This window comes from Nocardia tenerifensis NBRC 101015 (assembly GCF_000308715.1).
GTDB lineage: Bacteria > Actinomycetota > Actinomycetes > Mycobacteriales > Mycobacteriaceae > Nocardia > Nocardia tenerifensis.
The window spans coordinates 91,766-105,393 of sequence record NZ_BAGH01000119.1 but is presented as its reverse complement, the minus strand read 5'-3'; the positions used below and the strand labels follow the sequence as shown (position 1 = coordinate 105,393).

Genomic DNA, 13,628 nt, shown 5'->3' with positions numbered 1-13,628 from the left:
ACCTCACAACACTGTGTGGAACACGTTCCACAAGCATGGAACCACAGACCCCCACCCAGTGAACAGTGTTTAGTAAAACCCGTTTACTGAATTTTTCGCCCCGCACCCCACGCCGAACGAGCGCAGCCACCGGCAGAGCAGCGCGATCTCGGCGCGGCAGTCAACCGCACACTCGACCGACTGCTGCGCGCTCATACCCGCTCGGCGCGTAACCGATCCGGCGCGCCGCGACACACGCGTGCATGACACTTGATCCGCAGCGGCCTTCAGGACACCGGGGTCAGCGGTGGGGGCTGCCAATGGCCTTGGATGGCTTCGTCTTTCGGGGCGTACAGGCGCATGGTGAGGGAGAATTGGCCGGAGGCGGGGATGGGGAGCCAGTTGCCGAGGGGCACCGCGGGGCCGGGGTCGTCGTGTTGGATGGCGAGGTCGACGGAGCCGTCGGGGTTGGGCACCACGGGCGTCTGGTGGCCGATGGCGTAGATGCCCGCGGGGTTGGGCATCAGGTAGCTGTCGGCGTCGTAGGCGGTCAGGGACCAGAAGGCGGCTACGGGCGGGGTTTGGCCGGGCGGGAAGTGCAGGCGGAAGCGGCCCGTGGTGCCGTTGGCGCCCGCGGTGGCGAAGAGGGTGGGATAGATGGCGTCCTCGGGCAGGTTGGCGCCGAGGCCCTTCCACGCGACGGTGGCGCGCTGGAGGTAGGTGGTGCCGTAGGTGCCGATGGCGGGGTCGAAGGTCCAGCCGTTCTCGTTGATGGACTTGGGATCGAGGTAGACGGGAATCTGCTGGCGCGCGGTGTCGACGGCGGCGGCCAGTTCGCCCTCGGACAGGCCGACGACCTCGCCGCCGGGCGTGATCCCGATCGTCGCAAAGCGTTTCATGGCCGGCGCGTCGTCGGGGGCGGGCGGGTTGGTCGCCATCAGCGCGCACATCCGATCGAAGAAGTCCCGCGCGCCCAGTTCGGCGACCTGCTTGGCCGGCGGGGTCGAATCCCCTTGCGGCGCGGGCGAAGCGGTGGGTGCCTGCCGCCCCGCGGTCCAGTCGCTCAGCGGAGCCAGCCGCAACTGCTGCTGGATCGCGCGCACCGCGGGCAGGTCCGCCGCGCCGTCGACCTGGATCCGCCCGACCAGCCACACGGTCGGCGTCGGCACCGGCAGCGGCGTGACACCGTCGGGCAGCGTCCCGGACCAGCCGGGCCCGACGACCGCGTAGGTGTACGGCGCGCCCGACTTCGCCTGCGGCCGAACGCTACTCGGATTGTGCACGGTGTTCGTCCAGGCATCCATGAACTGCATCAGCCAATACCGGCCGTCCATGGCGGGCACCTGCAACACCATCGGCTCGGCCCGCACGTCGAGCCACGCGGCCGAGTACAGCGTGTCGAGGTTGAGCCGCACAACATCCCGGCGCTGCGGCGTCGGCAGCGCCGCGGCGTGCTGGAACCGATTCGCCGGCGTGGCCGCCTCGGCCGCGGCCCTGGTGACGTCCATGAGGACCAGCGGGAAGCCGAAGATGTAGGCGTCCTTGGCGATCGCCTCGGCCTCGCTCGGCGCGGCGGTGTCGGGTCCGGACGAGGCGTCGTCGGATCTGCCGCACGCCGACAGTCCGACCGCCACGGTCGCCGCCAACCCGAACACGCTGCGGCGGGACAGTCCGCCCTCGGTACCGCCCATAGGCCTTTCCCCTGCTCCCGATCGGACATTTGCAAGAGATCCGGGCAGGAGTATAGCCAAGCGGTTGCCGAACAATGGCTAAGTGCCGAGCACCGCGTTCATGATGGTGCCCGCGCTCGTCGCGACGACACCGCCGAGCATGGCGCCCGCGATCATCTTCGGCGATTGCAGCGCCCCACCCTGCCACTTCTCCCAGGCGAACTTGCCGCCGGCGAAGATGATGGCGAGGATCCCCGACAGCAGCGCGAACCAGGTGAGGTACCGGACCATCTGTAACAGCTTGTCCGACAACGGCGGCGCCTCCGGCGTCGGGTTGCTGACCTGCGCCAGCGTCGTGAAACCATCCCCGATCGACGTCAGAATGATGCTCACCGTCTACTCCCTACGCTCCACTACAACTTTGCCGCCGCCGAGCTGCCACGCGAAAGCTGTTCAACCGCCGATGGATTCGATCTTGTACGAGGATACGGGCAGGCCGGTGATCGCGTGGCCGCCGCGTGGGGGGCCGACCACGATCGCGAGCTCACGCTCCGCGGCGCCACCTGCGCAATCGCCCCCAAGCGGTAGTAAGCGACAACCCGCCGACCTCGATCGGCGGTGCGCGGCGACCGGGTCTTCGAGCACCCCGCCCCTCCCATCATCCCGACCATCAGCAACCCCGGCAAGTGCGTGGCGACGCCGAACTCCACTGCGCCGCACCCGACCCGACTGCATTACAGCGAACAAACCGATACCATCGCAGTCAGCGAATCTCACCCCGTCCCGAATCCAGAATGAGCTGACCACGATGATCCTGCTCGCCGTGCACGACACACTGCTTGCTCAGATCGGCAATCCCAGCCCCGAGGCTCCGCCGGTCTCCGACAAGTTCCTCCAACTGGTCCGCTACTTCACCTGGTTCGTCCTGCTGGCGGGCATCACCGCGATCATCTACGCGGGCGGCAAGTTCGCCTGGGAGAAATGGACCGGTGGCGGACTCGACTCCCCGAAGATGGTGGCGGGCGCCATGATCGGCGGTGTCGTCGCCACCAGCGCGGGCACAATCATGAACGCCGTCATCGGCTGATCCCCGCCCACACCCAGAACCCCGCTCCCCCATCACCTCTCCGGCCGCACGCTCCGTCGTCGGCGCGTGCGGGAAATTCACCCTTGAATCCGACGCTACGTCAGGTTCTAGCGTGAATTACGCGCACCGAGAGGAGGGCCGATGGGCGAGACGCAGCGCAGCTGGCGGATCGGTGAACTGGCAAGGGAAACCGGGATCACCGTCCGGACACTGCATCACTACGACCGGCTAGGCCTGTTGTCGCCGTCGAACCGCACGTCCGGCGGGCATCGCTGCTACACCGAGGCCGACGTCCGGCGGCTGCACCGGGTGATCGCCCTGCGCAGCTTCGGTTTCGCGCTGGACACGATCGGCGCGGTGCTCGACACCGCCGATCAGGACCCGCGCACGCTGATCCTCGACCAGTTGACGCTGGTCGAGGAGCGGATCGGGCAGGCCATCGCCTTACGCACCCGCCTCCTCGGTGTGCTCGACGGACTCGACCGCCTGGTCGAACCGTCGGCCACGCAGTTCCTACGGTTGATCGAGGAGACGATAACCATGAACCAGCCGCTGACCCCCGAACAGTTCGCGGAACTCGCCGAATCACGGCGCACGGCAATGGCTCAGCTCAGCGCCGACGAACTCGCGGCGCTCACGCGCGGCCGCGAACAAGCCTTCGCCGCGCTGAGCCCACAGGAACAACAGCGCATGCGTGAACAGCGACGCGCCCTGTGGCCGCTGGAATCCTGACCCACTAGCGGGCCGTCGCCGGAGCACACTCCGGCGACGGCACCCGAATCACCGGTCGGCGAGCCAACTTCCGTGGAACCCGAACGGAACCCGCCGCGGCAGGTGCACGGTGGCGAGCGGCGCGGCGGCCAGGTCGGTGGCGTCCAGGATCGCCAGCTCGCTGCCGTCGGTCGCGGCGTCGTAGACGAACGTCATGAGATAGCCGTCGCCGCCGGGCTTCTCGTCGGCAGGCGCGAACACCGCCTCGCCGGGGATTCGGCCGGGCCCGAACTCGTGCGCGCTGCTCGCGCCGGTGTGCAGGTCGTAGCGCAGCAGCGCGCCCGAATCACCGGCCACCGCCGCGTGACCGATGCGCGAATCCAGCCCCACCAGACGATCGTCCACCCGGGGGAACTCGGCGACCCGATCGTCGAGCTGCTCCTCGGCCACGGTGCCCGCGGCGAGATCGATGGTCCAGCGCCACAGCGTCGACTTCTCGAAGGTGTGGGACTCGTCGCGCCACAACTGCGGATAGCGCATCACGTACAGCACGATCCTGCCCGGCTCGTCGTGCGCGTTGAGCGTGTGGAAGACGTAGCAGGGTTCGATCGGGAACCAGCGCACCGCGCCGTGCGGATCGTCGCGGCGCAGCACGCCGAGCCGCGCCGGATAACTGTCGCTCCAGCGGAACGGCATTCCCGTGCCCGCGATAGCGGCGGCCACGTCGAAAACGACCGGCAGGTCCATGAATACGACGTGCTCGGCGGTGAGGTTGAAGTCGTGCTGCATGGTCGCGGCGGGCACGTCGATCGGGCGGCTGAGCAGCAGATTGCCCTGAGCGTCGGCGCGGTGATAGGTCAGGAACGGCGCGACGGTCAGCTCGTAACCGAAGAAGTGCAGCTCACCGGTGACCGGGCAGGTCTTGGGGTGCGCGGTCATCGCGGTGCGCAGAGCACCGTCGAAGTCGTAGGGTCCGACGGTGTCCAGGTCGCAGGTCAGTTCATAGGGGTAGGACGACTCGACCAGCGCGAGCGTGCGCCCGGCATGCCGGATGACGTGGGTGTTGGCGACGCCCGCGGCCAGGTTGTGGTGGCCCGACTCGTCGTAGGTTCGCACGCCGTCGGTGAAGGTGGCGGTGCGCACCCAGCGATTGCGATAGGAGACGGCGCGGCCGTTCTCGATGCGGATCCCGTGCACCATGCCGTCCCCGACGAACCAGTGGCGGGAGGCGGCGGCCTGCGGATTCGGGCCGTTGCGCAGATACCAGCCGGTGAGTTCGGCCGGGATCCGCCCGGTGACCGGGAGGTCGACGGCGGTGAGCTCGTCGGTGACCGGGGCGTAGTTGCCGGTGAGGTGTGGCGCGGATGTGGTCATGGCAGACAACCGATCTGGTCGAAGGTCAGCCCTCGGCGCGGGCGGGCGCCTTGGCCTGGATATAGGCGACATAGCGGACGGTGAAGACGATCGGGATCACGAAGGCCGCGATCTGCGCGATGGTCCGCGGGGTCGAGCCCGCGTGCGCCAGCGCGACGAGCACGACGCAGCCGAGGGTAAAGCTCGCCGCCCAGACCGTGGTGAGCACGTAGGCGGTGCGGACGAACACCGGATGATCCCAGAGTTCTTTCGGCGCAGACTGTTTCGCGATGCCGAGGGTGAAGGGCTTGCGCACCGCCAGCGACGCTATCGCGATCAGCGCGAGCACCCCGGACGACAGCGCGGGACCGTAGGGGTGCAGGGCGGTATCCGGATCGGCGAAGGCGAGCACGGTCAGCGCCGCGAAGAAGACCAGCGAGCCCACATCGATCAGCAGGGCGTCGAGCGTGCGGCCGGCCCGGAGCTGACGGGCCACCTCCACCGCCGACAGCAGCAGCGCGGCCAGCGCGGCCCACTGCCACTGCGCGGAGGGAATCACGGCGTAAACGATCCAGGGGGCGAAGGTGCGCAGGTACGACATGTTCGAGAAGCTCCTCGGCTCGCGTTGCCGCGATATTCCTATTGTGACATGTCGAAACTAGAGACTGCGATGTCGACCTGTCAAGACTGGAATGTAGAGTGAGGGCATGAGTCTGCGGTACGCGATGCTCGGGTTGCTGGCCGACCACCCCGCCAGCGGGTACGACCTGCTGCAGCGGTTCAAGTACTCGCTGGCCAATATCTGGTCCGCCACGCAGAGCCAGATCTATACCGAACTCACCAAACTCGCCGAAGCCGAACTCGTCACCGTGTCGGACGAGGGCCCGCGCGGCCGCAAGGAGTACTCGATCACCGAGGCCGGCCTGTCCGATTTGCGACACTGGCTCACCGAGACCGAGCCGAAGCAGACCAACCGCAACGAACTGCTCCTGCGCGTCTTCTTCCTCGGCGTGATCCCGCGCGCGCGGGCCGAGGAGTACCTGACCGGCATCGCGACCTGGGCCGCCGAGGGTCACGCCGAGCTGATCTCGCTCGAGGAGTCGATCGACTGGGACGACGACGAATTCTCCCGCAACGGCCACCTCGCCCTGGAGTGGGGCAAACGCTTCTTCGCCATGAACAAGGAGTGGGCCGAGTGGGCCAAGAAGCAAAAACCCTACCGCTGAAGCGGTTTCAGCGCAGGATGCCCGCCGCCTCGGCCGCCCGCAGCCACGCCGGGAACTCGCCGAGCAGCCGCGCGTACAGCTCGCCGTCGTCCACCTGATCGATGTCGTCCAGCGCGAAAAACCCGGCGTTGTCGACGATTCGGCCGGTCATCTCGTCGAGCGAGCGCAGCAGGCCGTAGTTGGCGCGGCCGAGGCCGATGAACTGCCAGAAGGCGGGCAGCCGGGACGCCTCGCGCATGAGCGCGCCGATATCCCGCTTGTTCGCGAAGCCGCCGTCGGTGAAGAACAGGACCAACGTCGGGCCGTCACCGGGACGCAGCGAGGCGATGATGTCGCGCATGACCGGCAATTCGTCGTTGCGGCCGCCGATTTCGCCGTAGTCGATGCCCTCGTGGACGCCGCCGAGATGCAGGAAGGTCCGCGTCCACTCCTCGCTGCGCGCGACCGTGATGTCGGGCAGCTTGGCGAACGAGAGGGCATAGAGGTAGGCCTCGAGCGAGCCGTCGTCGTCCAGTTGCGTCGCCACCGGAATCATCCGCTGCACCACCCGATGCACGACCTCGGTGCGGTACTGCTTGTGCATGCTGCCGGTCTTGTCGATCACCAGCACGACGCGCGCTCGAATTCCCCAGGCGCCCTTGTCGATCAGCACCTTGGCCACAGCGCGCTTGCGCATGTCCAGCCGTTCGCGCTTCTCGAACGAGAGCGCCGCCTCGCCCGGGACGGTACGCACGCGCTCCGCCGACCGTTCGAGAGGCTGGGCGGCGGGCGGATCGTCCACGCGCACACCATGATCGGTCACCAGCGCGGCGAACCCGCCCGCGTAACCCTGGCCGACGGCCCGCACCTTCCACCCACCGCCGCGCCGATACAGCTCGAGCGCGATGACCACGGACTCCGTGTCGAGACCCTCGATTCGATACTCGTACACCACGTTTCCGAGCGAATCGGTCACCGTCGCCACCGGCGCGGCATATCGGCCGAACACCGCGCCGGGATCGTCCAGGGTGACGACCGCTCGCAGCTGATCGATCTCCTCGGGCACCTCGTCGAACGAAACCTCCAGCGCCGCACTGTCGTCGGCGCGCAGCACGACACCGGGCGCGGCGGGCTGGTTGAAGAAGACGAAGTCGGCGTCCGAGCGCACCGTGCCCGCCGCCGTGACGAGCAACGCGGATAGATCCACGGCCGCCTCGGTCCGCACCGACACCACGACCCGTGACTGAGCCAGCGAACCGTTCTGCCCCTTCACGAGCGCAGCACCCACCGAGACTCCTACCTCGAACCGACGAACCGTAGTCAGGGTAGGGCAGCCGCTACTCGGCCGTGGTCGGGTTCGACCAGCCGGTGAGCGCGACGACCTGCGCCGCGACCTCCTCGGGCGAGCGGTCGGTGGTGTCGACGACGTGCACCCAGCTCGGCGCCGCGGCGGACAGCTCGCGCGACATCGCCATGCTGCGCTCGATATGCCGCCGCAACTCGATGCCGTTCTCGCGCTGCGCGAGTCGCGCGCGAGCGGTGCGATCGTCACAGGTGAGCAATACCGCAGTGACCGAGGGCGTATCCCCCATCGCGGCGGTGAGCTCGCCGATGACCTCGGGCAGCACGCTGGCGGTGTTGGTGTAGACGAGCCGCCGGTAGCCGAGCGCGCGATAGTTCTGCCACATGGCCGCCAGATTCAGCTCGGCGAGTCCGTACTCCCACGTCGGCGGGTAGGCCATGTCGAGATTGTCCCCCTCGATCAGCGCGTGCCGCACCTTCGCCTCGGCCAGCAGCGCGTGCACCGCGAGGCCGACCCGGCTCTTACCCACACCCGAACGCCCACCGAGGAACAGCGCCGCAGATCCCGAGATCACCCGTCCAGCATGCCAACCCGACGGGTGCGACGCAGATCACAACCCTTGCATCCGGAACTGTTGTGATTTAACAATAGTTGTGTGACTACAACTGTCCAGGGGATGTCGGCCCGTCGCAAGACGCTCGTGCTGACCACGTGCTGCCTGAGCCTGCTGATCGTTTCCATGGACGCGACCATCGTGAACGTCGCGATCCCCACCATCCGGACGGACCTGCACGCGCCGCTGTCGCGGCTGCAGTGGATCGTCGACATCTACACCCTCACCCTGGCCAGCCTGCTGATGCTGGCGGGCGGCGCGGCCGACCGGTTCGGCCGGCGCCGGGTGTTCCGAATCGGCTTGATCACCTTCGCGATCGGCTCGCTGCTGTGCAGCCTCGCGCCGACCATCGAGTTCCTGATCGGCGCCCGGTTCGTGCAGGCGATCGGCGGCTCGATGCTCAATCCGGTGGCGATGTCGATCATCACCACGGTGTTCACCGGCAGAATGGAGCGCGCCCGCGCGATCGGCGTGTGGGGCGCGGTGGTCGGCATCGCGATGGCGCTCGGCCCGACCGCCGGCGGCATTCTCATCGAGGCGTTCGGCTGGCAGTCGGTGTTCTGGATCAATCTGCCCATCGTCGCGGTGGCGCTGGTGTTCACGGCCACCTTCGTGCCCGAGACGAAGTCGGCGACGGTGCGCGGCATCGATCCGGCCGGGCAGCTGCTCGCCATGGTGTTCCTGTTCTCCACGGTGTTCGGGCTGATCGAGCGCAGGCCGGAGATCTTCGTGATCTCGGTGATCGCGCTCGCCGCCTTCATGTTCTGCGAGTCACGCCACGCCGACCCCTTTATCGATCTGCGGTTCTTCCGCAGCATCCCGTTCGCGTCGGCGACGGTCATCGCCGTCTTCGCCTTCGCCGCGCTCGGCGCGTTCCTGTTCAGCTGCTCGCTGTATCTGCAAGGGGTGCGGCACTACTCGGCCGTGCACACCGGTGTGCTGTATTTGGCGCAGGCCATCGCGGTGATGATCTTCTCGCCGCTGTCCGGCCGGCTGGTGGGCCGGGTCGGCACCAAACCGTCGCTGATCGCGGCGGGCGTGCTGATGACGATCGCCGCGCTGCTGCTCACCAGGCTCGACGCGAACACCCCGGTATGGGCGCTGGTGATCATGTTCGCGCTGTTCGGGATCGGTTTCGGCATGGTCAACGCGCCGATCACCAACACCGCGGTCAGCGGGATGCCGCTGGATCGGGCGGGCGCGGCGTCCGCGGTCGCCTCGACCAGCCGGCAGATCGGGGTGAGTGTCGGCGTGGCGCTGTGCGGCGCGCTGTCGGGCGCGGCACTGTGGTGGGTGATCGCCGTGCTGACCCTCGGCGTCGCCATACTCGGCATCGTCGCCAATACCCCGTCGGCGAAGCGGTCCAGTGACCGCGTCGCCCCGCTGCTGGAACAGAAGGTGCCCGTTCATGTCGGATGAGAACCCAACACCCGATGAGGTGTGGGCGCTGCTCACCCGGGTCGTCCTGTACTCCCGCGACCCGTGGCGGCGCGCGGCGGTGGAGCGGACCGGCTTGTCGTTCAGTCGCATCCGGGTGCTGCGCCGGCTGCGCGCCGAGCCCATGACCGTCAAGGAGCTGGCCTACGCCGCGGCGATGGACGCGCCCGCCACCACCGTCGCGGTCAATCAGCTGGAGGAGCTAGGTTACGTCGTCCGCGAGGTCGATCCGACCAACCGGCGCAAGAAGCTCGTCACCATCACCGCGGCCGGCCGGGCCGTGCTCGCCAAGGCCCTGGCGACGCCGGATCCCGCACCCGACTCGGTCAACGCCCTGCCCGCCGACGATCTGCGGACGCTACGCGACATCCTCAACAGGATCGAGCACTGAGCCGTATCGAGCACTGAGCCGAAAGGCCCTCAGCCGCCGACGAACTCGCGATCGCCGTACTGCACGCTCGCCGCGTCCCACACGCCGCCGAGCCCGGCGACGAAGCGCTGCGCCAACTCCAGGTCGGCGACGTCGACCACCAGGATCAAGGTGTTCGCCTCGGTGACCGATCCGCCGACGAGCCGTTCGCGGGCCACCGGATCGGCCACGAGCCCGTCGCGGAACCGCCGGACGTCGACCCCCGCGATCGTCACCGTAAAAGCGTCCACCCCAGGCGAACTCGGTGCGAGTCGCTGGAAGGTCAGCACCGATTCCTGCTGGAACCGCGCGCGCACTCGATCGGCTATGCGGTGCAGATCGGCGGCGTCGACACAGGCCAGATGGAACTCGCGGGACCGCTCGTAGGTCGCCTGCTTGCGCTCATCCGACCAGAACACGCCGCTGACGAGCGTGGAACCGACCGGTAAACCGATGTGCTGCACCGCGATTCCGTCGACCGCCAGCTCGAAGCCCTCTAGCCGACCGCGCAGCCGTTGATCCTCCGGGTCGGTGATGGTAGCGGTGTTGTCGGTGGCGAACAGTTCCGCGGTGGGCTGCAACGGATTTCCCGCCGCGCACGCCGTCGGCCCCGCCGCGGCAGGCCGCACACCACCCAATAACCCCGCGCCGACGAACACCGACGCGACAACAGCGACCATCCGTGCCGCGATCATCCCGATCCTTTCGAGCCGTCGATCAAAGCGCTGGACCACCGCACTTTATCGCCGGACGCACCACGATCGAGACATTTTCGGCAGGACTCCCCCGGACATGGGCGAGCGGGTGGCGCCCGATAGGGCACGCACCCGCTCCTGGACAGCGACCGGTGTGCCGGTCTACTTGAAGGCGTCCTTGATCTTCTCGCCTGCGTCCTTGAGGTTGGACTTGATCTGGTCGCCCTTGCCCTCGTTCTTCAGGTCCTGGTCGTCGGTGGCCTCACCGAACTTCTCCTTCGCCTGACCGCCGAGGTCCTCGGCCTTGTTCTTGGCCTTGTCAGCTGTGCTCATTGTCTAACCCCTTTCGCGTCGGGCTCGACCGACCTGCCTTTCGGGCCAGTCGTAGGTCGGATAACCGGGCCGGCGACAGGCAAACCCCCGTCGGCCGTCGCCACGGTCACACCAGTGCGCCGTCAGGCTCTCCACCAGGGCTAACGCCGCGAAACGTACCGGTAAGTCCGTCCGAGGAACCGCGCCCCGGCGACCGCTCGCCGCGCGCCCGCGCGAAACCGGACCGCGGTAGCTCCGCACACGGTGGGGCGGCTGCCCGGCGGGGACCCGCAATGGCGTTACCCTGATTCCGTGCACCTCACGGCCGGTCCGCGACCATGACCACCGATGACCAATACGCCGTCGTCGCCATGACCTCGTCGGCGGGCGGGATCACGGCACTGTTCAAGGTCCTGGGCGCCCTTCCCGCCACGTTGCCGGTGCCCGTCCTCGTCGTTCAGCATCTCGACCCCCGGCACAAGACGGTGCTGGCCGAATTGCTCGCGCGCCGAACCGAATTGCACGTGAAACTGGCGGAGGCGGGCGAGACGATACAGCCCGGAACCGTCTACATCGCCCCGCCGGACTACCACCTGCTGGTCGAGCCGCGCGGCGCCCTCACGCTGATCCGCAGCGAGCTCGTCCACTTCGTTCGCCCCTCGGCCGACCTGCTGTTCGAATCGGTGGCGGGCGCTTACGGACGCCGCGCCATCGCGTGTGTGCTGACCGGCTCCGGCGGCGACGGCGCGACCGGCGTGCGCGCGATCAAGGCCCGTGGCGGCACGGTGATCGCGCAGGATCCAGACGACGCGGAGTTCAAGGGCATGCCGAGCGCCGCCGTGGCCACCGGCGACGTCGACCTTGTTCTGCCCCTTGACGAGATCGCCGACGTCATCCGTGCCCTCCTCACGGAGAGCACGTCGTGACCGAACCCAGCGAGGAGACGATGACGACACCGGATGAAGACAGCGACACCGTCGACCGTGAGCTCGAGGATCTGCTGCTGTTCATTCGCGACTCGCGCGGATTCGATTTCACCGGGTACAAGCGCTCGTCGCTGACCAGGCGTATCCGCAAGCGAATGCACGAGATTCAGATCACCGACTATCTCGACTACCGAGATCTGCTGGAGAGCAACGCCGAAGAGTTCGGCCACCTGTTCAACACGATCCTGATCAATGTCACCAGCTTCTTCCGCGACGTGGAGGCCTGGCAGTACCTTCAGCGCGAGGTACTGCCGGAACTGATCGCCAACAGCAACGACGAGATCCGGATCTGGAGCGCGGGCTGCTCCAGCGGCGAGGAGACCTATTCGCTCGCGATCGCGTTCGCCGAGGCACTCGGCGTCGAAGAATGCGCGAAACGGGTCAAGCTGTACGGCACCGATGTCGACGAGGAAGCGCTGCGCGAGGCGCGGGCGGGCGCCTATCCGGCGAAGGCGCTCGCGCCGCTGTCGCGTGAACTGCGGGACCGGTATTTCGAGCCGATCGGCGACCGCTTCGTCTTCCGGGCGGACCTGCGGCGGCGGGTGATATTCGGTCGCCACGACATCACGCGCGACGCGCCCATCTCCCGCCTCGATCTGCTGGTGTGCCGGAATACGTTGATGTATTTCAACGCCGAGGCGCAGTCGCACATCCTGGACCGGTTCCGTTTCGCGTTGCGGGAGGGCGGATTCCTGTTCCTCGGCAAGGCCGAACTGCTGCTCTCCGACGGCGAACGATTCGGGGTGGCCGGTATGCGCCAGCGCATCTTCCGGCGCCGGGCGGGCGAGGCCAAGCCGCCGATCCAGCCGAGCCCGACGCGGCTCGACGTCGACCTCGGCCTGGAGGTACAGGGCCTGGTCAAGAAGCGTCAGCTCAGCGAGCTCGCACTGGAGGCGGCCCCGATCGGGGTGCTCGGTCTGGACACCGAGAGCAAGATCTCCATCGTCAACCATCAGATGCGCAGCCAATTCGGCCTGACGCACCACGATATCGGCAGGCCGCTGAGCGAACTGGAGATCTCCTATCGGCCGGTCGAACTGCGCTCGCTGATCGATCAGGCCACGTCCGAACGTCGCACCCTTCGGGTCGCCGCGGCCGAACGCAAACTCGGCCCGGACAATACCCAGTATTTCGACGTGCACGTCCAGCCGCTCTACGGCGGCGACGGCGTGTACGTCGGCGTCGTAGTGCATTTCATCGACACCACGGTGCCGACCCGGCTCTCGCTGGAGATAAAGATAAAGAGGGAGGAGCTCGAAACCGCCTACGAGGAGCTCCAATCCACCAACGAAGAGCTGGAAACCACGAACGAAGAGCTCCAGTCCAGCATCGAGGAACTGGAGACGACGAACGAAGAACTGCAATCGACCAACGAGGAACTCGAGGCCACCAACGAGGAACTCCAGTCGGGCAACGAAGAACTCGAAACCATGAACGAGGAGATGCGGATCCGGACCGACGAATTGAACGAGACCCGTACGTTCGTCGAGGGCGTGCTCTCCAGCGTTGCGGCGGCGGTAGTCGTGCTCGATGCCGAGTTCCGGGTGAAGAGCTGGAACCGGGGCGCGGAGGAAATGTGGGGGCTGCGGGCGGACGAGGTCCAGCAACAAATGTTCTTCACGCTCGACTTCGGCCTGCCCACCGGGCGGCTGCACGACAGCGTCCAGCGCTGCCTCAAAACGGGCCGCCGCGTCGGCCCGGTGGAGGTCCCGGCCGTCAACCGAATCGGACGCTCGATCGTGTGTGCGGTTACCTGCTCGCCGCTGGACGGCACACGCGACGGTGTGGTGTTGCTCCTGGAGGAAATTTCCCCGACACACGGTGCGAAGTAGGACGGTCGGACCGCTGATATCGCGTCGAGCGCGTAC

15 protein-coding genes are annotated in these 13,628 nt (G+C 67.5%); 7 read left to right on the top strand and 8 right to left on the bottom strand.

What is annotated here, in order from left to right; all coding sequences use genetic code 11:
- Window positions 1–266: 266 nt before the first annotated feature.
- Together ON39_RS10080 and ON39_RS10075 are read right to left on the bottom strand one after the other, a co-directional pair.
- The gene (locus ON39_RS10080; protein WP_040733127.1) at window positions 267–1,670 is read right to left on the bottom strand and encodes a DUF1254 domain-containing protein; all 1,404 of its coding nucleotides are present in this window, start codon (window positions 1,668–1,670) and stop codon (window positions 267–269) included.
- A gap of 78 nt (window positions 1,671–1,748) precedes the next feature.
- On the bottom strand, window positions 1,749–2,042 hold the full coding sequence (locus ON39_RS10075; RefSeq protein ID WP_040733126.1) for a hypothetical protein: 294 nt from the start codon (window positions 2,040–2,042) through the stop codon (window positions 1,749–1,751).
- A 415-nt stretch (window positions 2,043–2,457) separates the two neighbouring features.
- Here ON39_RS10075 and ON39_RS10070 point away from each other — a divergent pair, with 415 nt between their 5' ends.
- Both ON39_RS10070 and ON39_RS10065 read left to right on the top strand, forming a co-directional pair.
- On the top strand, window positions 2,458–2,736 hold the full coding sequence (locus tag ON39_RS10070) for a hypothetical protein (protein WP_040733125.1): 279 nt from the start codon (window positions 2,458–2,460) through the stop codon (window positions 2,734–2,736).
- Window positions 2,737–2,877: 141 nt separating this feature from the next.
- Window positions 2,878–3,468, top strand: a complete 591-nt coding sequence (locus ON39_RS10065) for a MerR family transcriptional regulator (RefSeq protein WP_040733124.1) — start codon at window positions 2,878–2,880, stop codon at window positions 3,466–3,468.
- Window positions 3,469–3,516: 48 nt separating this feature from the next.
- Here ON39_RS10065 and ON39_RS10060 read toward each other — a convergent pair whose 3' ends face one another.
- Both ON39_RS10060 and ON39_RS10055 read right to left on the bottom strand, forming a co-directional pair.
- A complete protein-coding gene (locus ON39_RS10060; protein ID WP_040733123.1) occupies window positions 3,517–4,821 on the bottom strand; it encodes a carotenoid oxygenase family protein in 1,305 nt (434 codons plus the stop codon).
- A 25-nt stretch (window positions 4,822–4,846) separates the two neighbouring features.
- Window positions 4,847–5,401, bottom strand: a complete 555-nt coding sequence (locus ON39_RS10055) for a DUF3159 domain-containing protein (RefSeq protein WP_040733122.1) — start codon at window positions 5,399–5,401, stop codon at window positions 4,847–4,849.
- Between the two features lie 106 nt (window positions 5,402–5,507).
- Here ON39_RS10055 and ON39_RS10050 point away from each other — a divergent pair, with 106 nt between their 5' ends.
- Entirely contained in the window at window positions 5,508–6,026 is a 519-nt protein-coding gene (locus ON39_RS10050; RefSeq protein ID WP_040733121.1) for a PadR family transcriptional regulator, read from the top strand.
- Between the two features lie 7 nt (window positions 6,027–6,033).
- Here the strand turns inward: ON39_RS10050 and ON39_RS10045 are convergent, their stop codons facing one another.
- Both ON39_RS10045 and ON39_RS10040 read right to left on the bottom strand, forming a co-directional pair.
- Window positions 6,034–7,293 (bottom strand): vWA domain-containing protein, encoded by a 1,260-nt coding sequence (locus ON39_RS10045; RefSeq protein WP_040733120.1) that lies wholly within the window; start codon window positions 7,291–7,293, stop codon window positions 6,034–6,036.
- A 49-nt stretch (window positions 7,294–7,342) separates the two neighbouring features.
- Window positions 7,343–7,882 (bottom strand): hypothetical protein, encoded by a 540-nt coding sequence (locus ON39_RS10040; RefSeq protein WP_051186475.1) that lies wholly within the window; start codon window positions 7,880–7,882, stop codon window positions 7,343–7,345.
- An 81-nt stretch (window positions 7,883–7,963) separates the two neighbouring features.
- Here ON39_RS10040 and ON39_RS10035 point away from each other — a divergent pair, with 81 nt between their 5' ends.
- Window positions 7,964–9,340, top strand: coding sequence for an MFS transporter (locus tag ON39_RS10035; protein WP_040733119.1), 1,377 nt, complete (start codon window positions 7,964–7,966; stop codon window positions 9,338–9,340).
- Window positions 9,330–9,749, top strand: a complete 420-nt coding sequence (locus tag ON39_RS10030; protein WP_040733118.1) for a MarR family winged helix-turn-helix transcriptional regulator — start codon at window positions 9,330–9,332, stop codon at window positions 9,747–9,749. The genes ON39_RS10035 and ON39_RS10030 overlap by 11 nt, the downstream gene beginning before the upstream one ends.
- A 29-nt stretch (window positions 9,750–9,778) precedes the next feature.
- Here the strand turns inward: ON39_RS10030 and ON39_RS10025 are convergent, their stop codons facing one another.
- Window positions 9,779–10,462, bottom strand: a complete 684-nt coding sequence (locus ON39_RS10025) for a hypothetical protein (protein ID WP_040733115.1) — start codon at window positions 10,460–10,462, stop codon at window positions 9,779–9,781.
- A 162-nt stretch (window positions 10,463–10,624) separates the two neighbouring features.
- The gene (locus ON39_RS10020) at window positions 10,625–10,795 is read right to left on the bottom strand and encodes a CsbD family protein (RefSeq protein WP_040733113.1); all 171 of its coding nucleotides are present in this window, start codon (window positions 10,793–10,795) and stop codon (window positions 10,625–10,627) included.
- A gap of 317 nt (window positions 10,796–11,112) precedes the next feature.
- On the opposite strand from ON39_RS10020, the gene ON39_RS10015 reads away from it, so the two are divergent.
- Together ON39_RS10015 and ON39_RS10010 are read left to right on the top strand one after the other, a co-directional pair.
- Entirely contained in the window at window positions 11,113–11,700 is a 588-nt protein-coding gene (locus ON39_RS10015; protein WP_040733109.1) for a chemotaxis protein CheB, read from the top strand.
- Window positions 11,697–13,592: a CheR family methyltransferase gene (locus ON39_RS10010; protein ID WP_211336407.1), complete on the top strand. Its 1,896-nt coding sequence runs from the start codon at window positions 11,697–11,699 to the stop codon at window positions 13,590–13,592. Before ON39_RS10015 ends, ON39_RS10010 begins: the two co-directional genes overlap by 4 nt.
- Window positions 13,593–13,628 lie beyond the last annotated feature (36 nt).

Coding starts and splice junctions, on each gene's coding strand:
- ON39_RS10020 (WP_040733113.1), bottom strand. CDS start 10,795: ATGAGCACAGCTGACAAGGCCAAGAACAAGGCCGAGGACCTCGGCGGT.
- ON39_RS10030 (WP_040733118.1), top strand. CDS start 9,330: ATGTCGGATGAGAACCCAACACCCGATGAGGTGTGGGCGCTGCTCACC.
- ON39_RS10025 (WP_040733115.1), bottom strand. CDS start 10,462: ATGATCGCGGCACGGATGGTCGCTGTTGTCGCGTCGGTGTTCGTCGGC.
- ON39_RS10060 (WP_040733123.1), bottom strand. CDS start 4,821: ATGACCACATCCGCGCCACACCTCACCGGCAACTACGCCCCGGTCACC.
- ON39_RS10015 (WP_040733109.1), top strand. CDS start 11,113: ATGACCACCGATGACCAATACGCCGTCGTCGCCATGACCTCGTCGGCG.
- ON39_RS10070 (WP_040733125.1), top strand. CDS start 2,458: ATGATCCTGCTCGCCGTGCACGACACACTGCTTGCTCAGATCGGCAAT.
- ON39_RS10080 (WP_040733127.1), bottom strand. CDS start 1,670: ATGGGCGGTACCGAGGGCGGACTGTCCCGCCGCAGCGTGTTCGGGTTG.
- ON39_RS10050 (WP_040733121.1), top strand. CDS start 5,508: ATGAGTCTGCGGTACGCGATGCTCGGGTTGCTGGCCGACCACCCCGCC.
- ON39_RS10065 (WP_040733124.1), top strand. CDS start 2,878: ATGGGCGAGACGCAGCGCAGCTGGCGGATCGGTGAACTGGCAAGGGAA.
- ON39_RS10055 (WP_040733122.1), bottom strand. CDS start 5,401: ATGTCGTACCTGCGCACCTTCGCCCCCTGGATCGTTTACGCCGTGATT.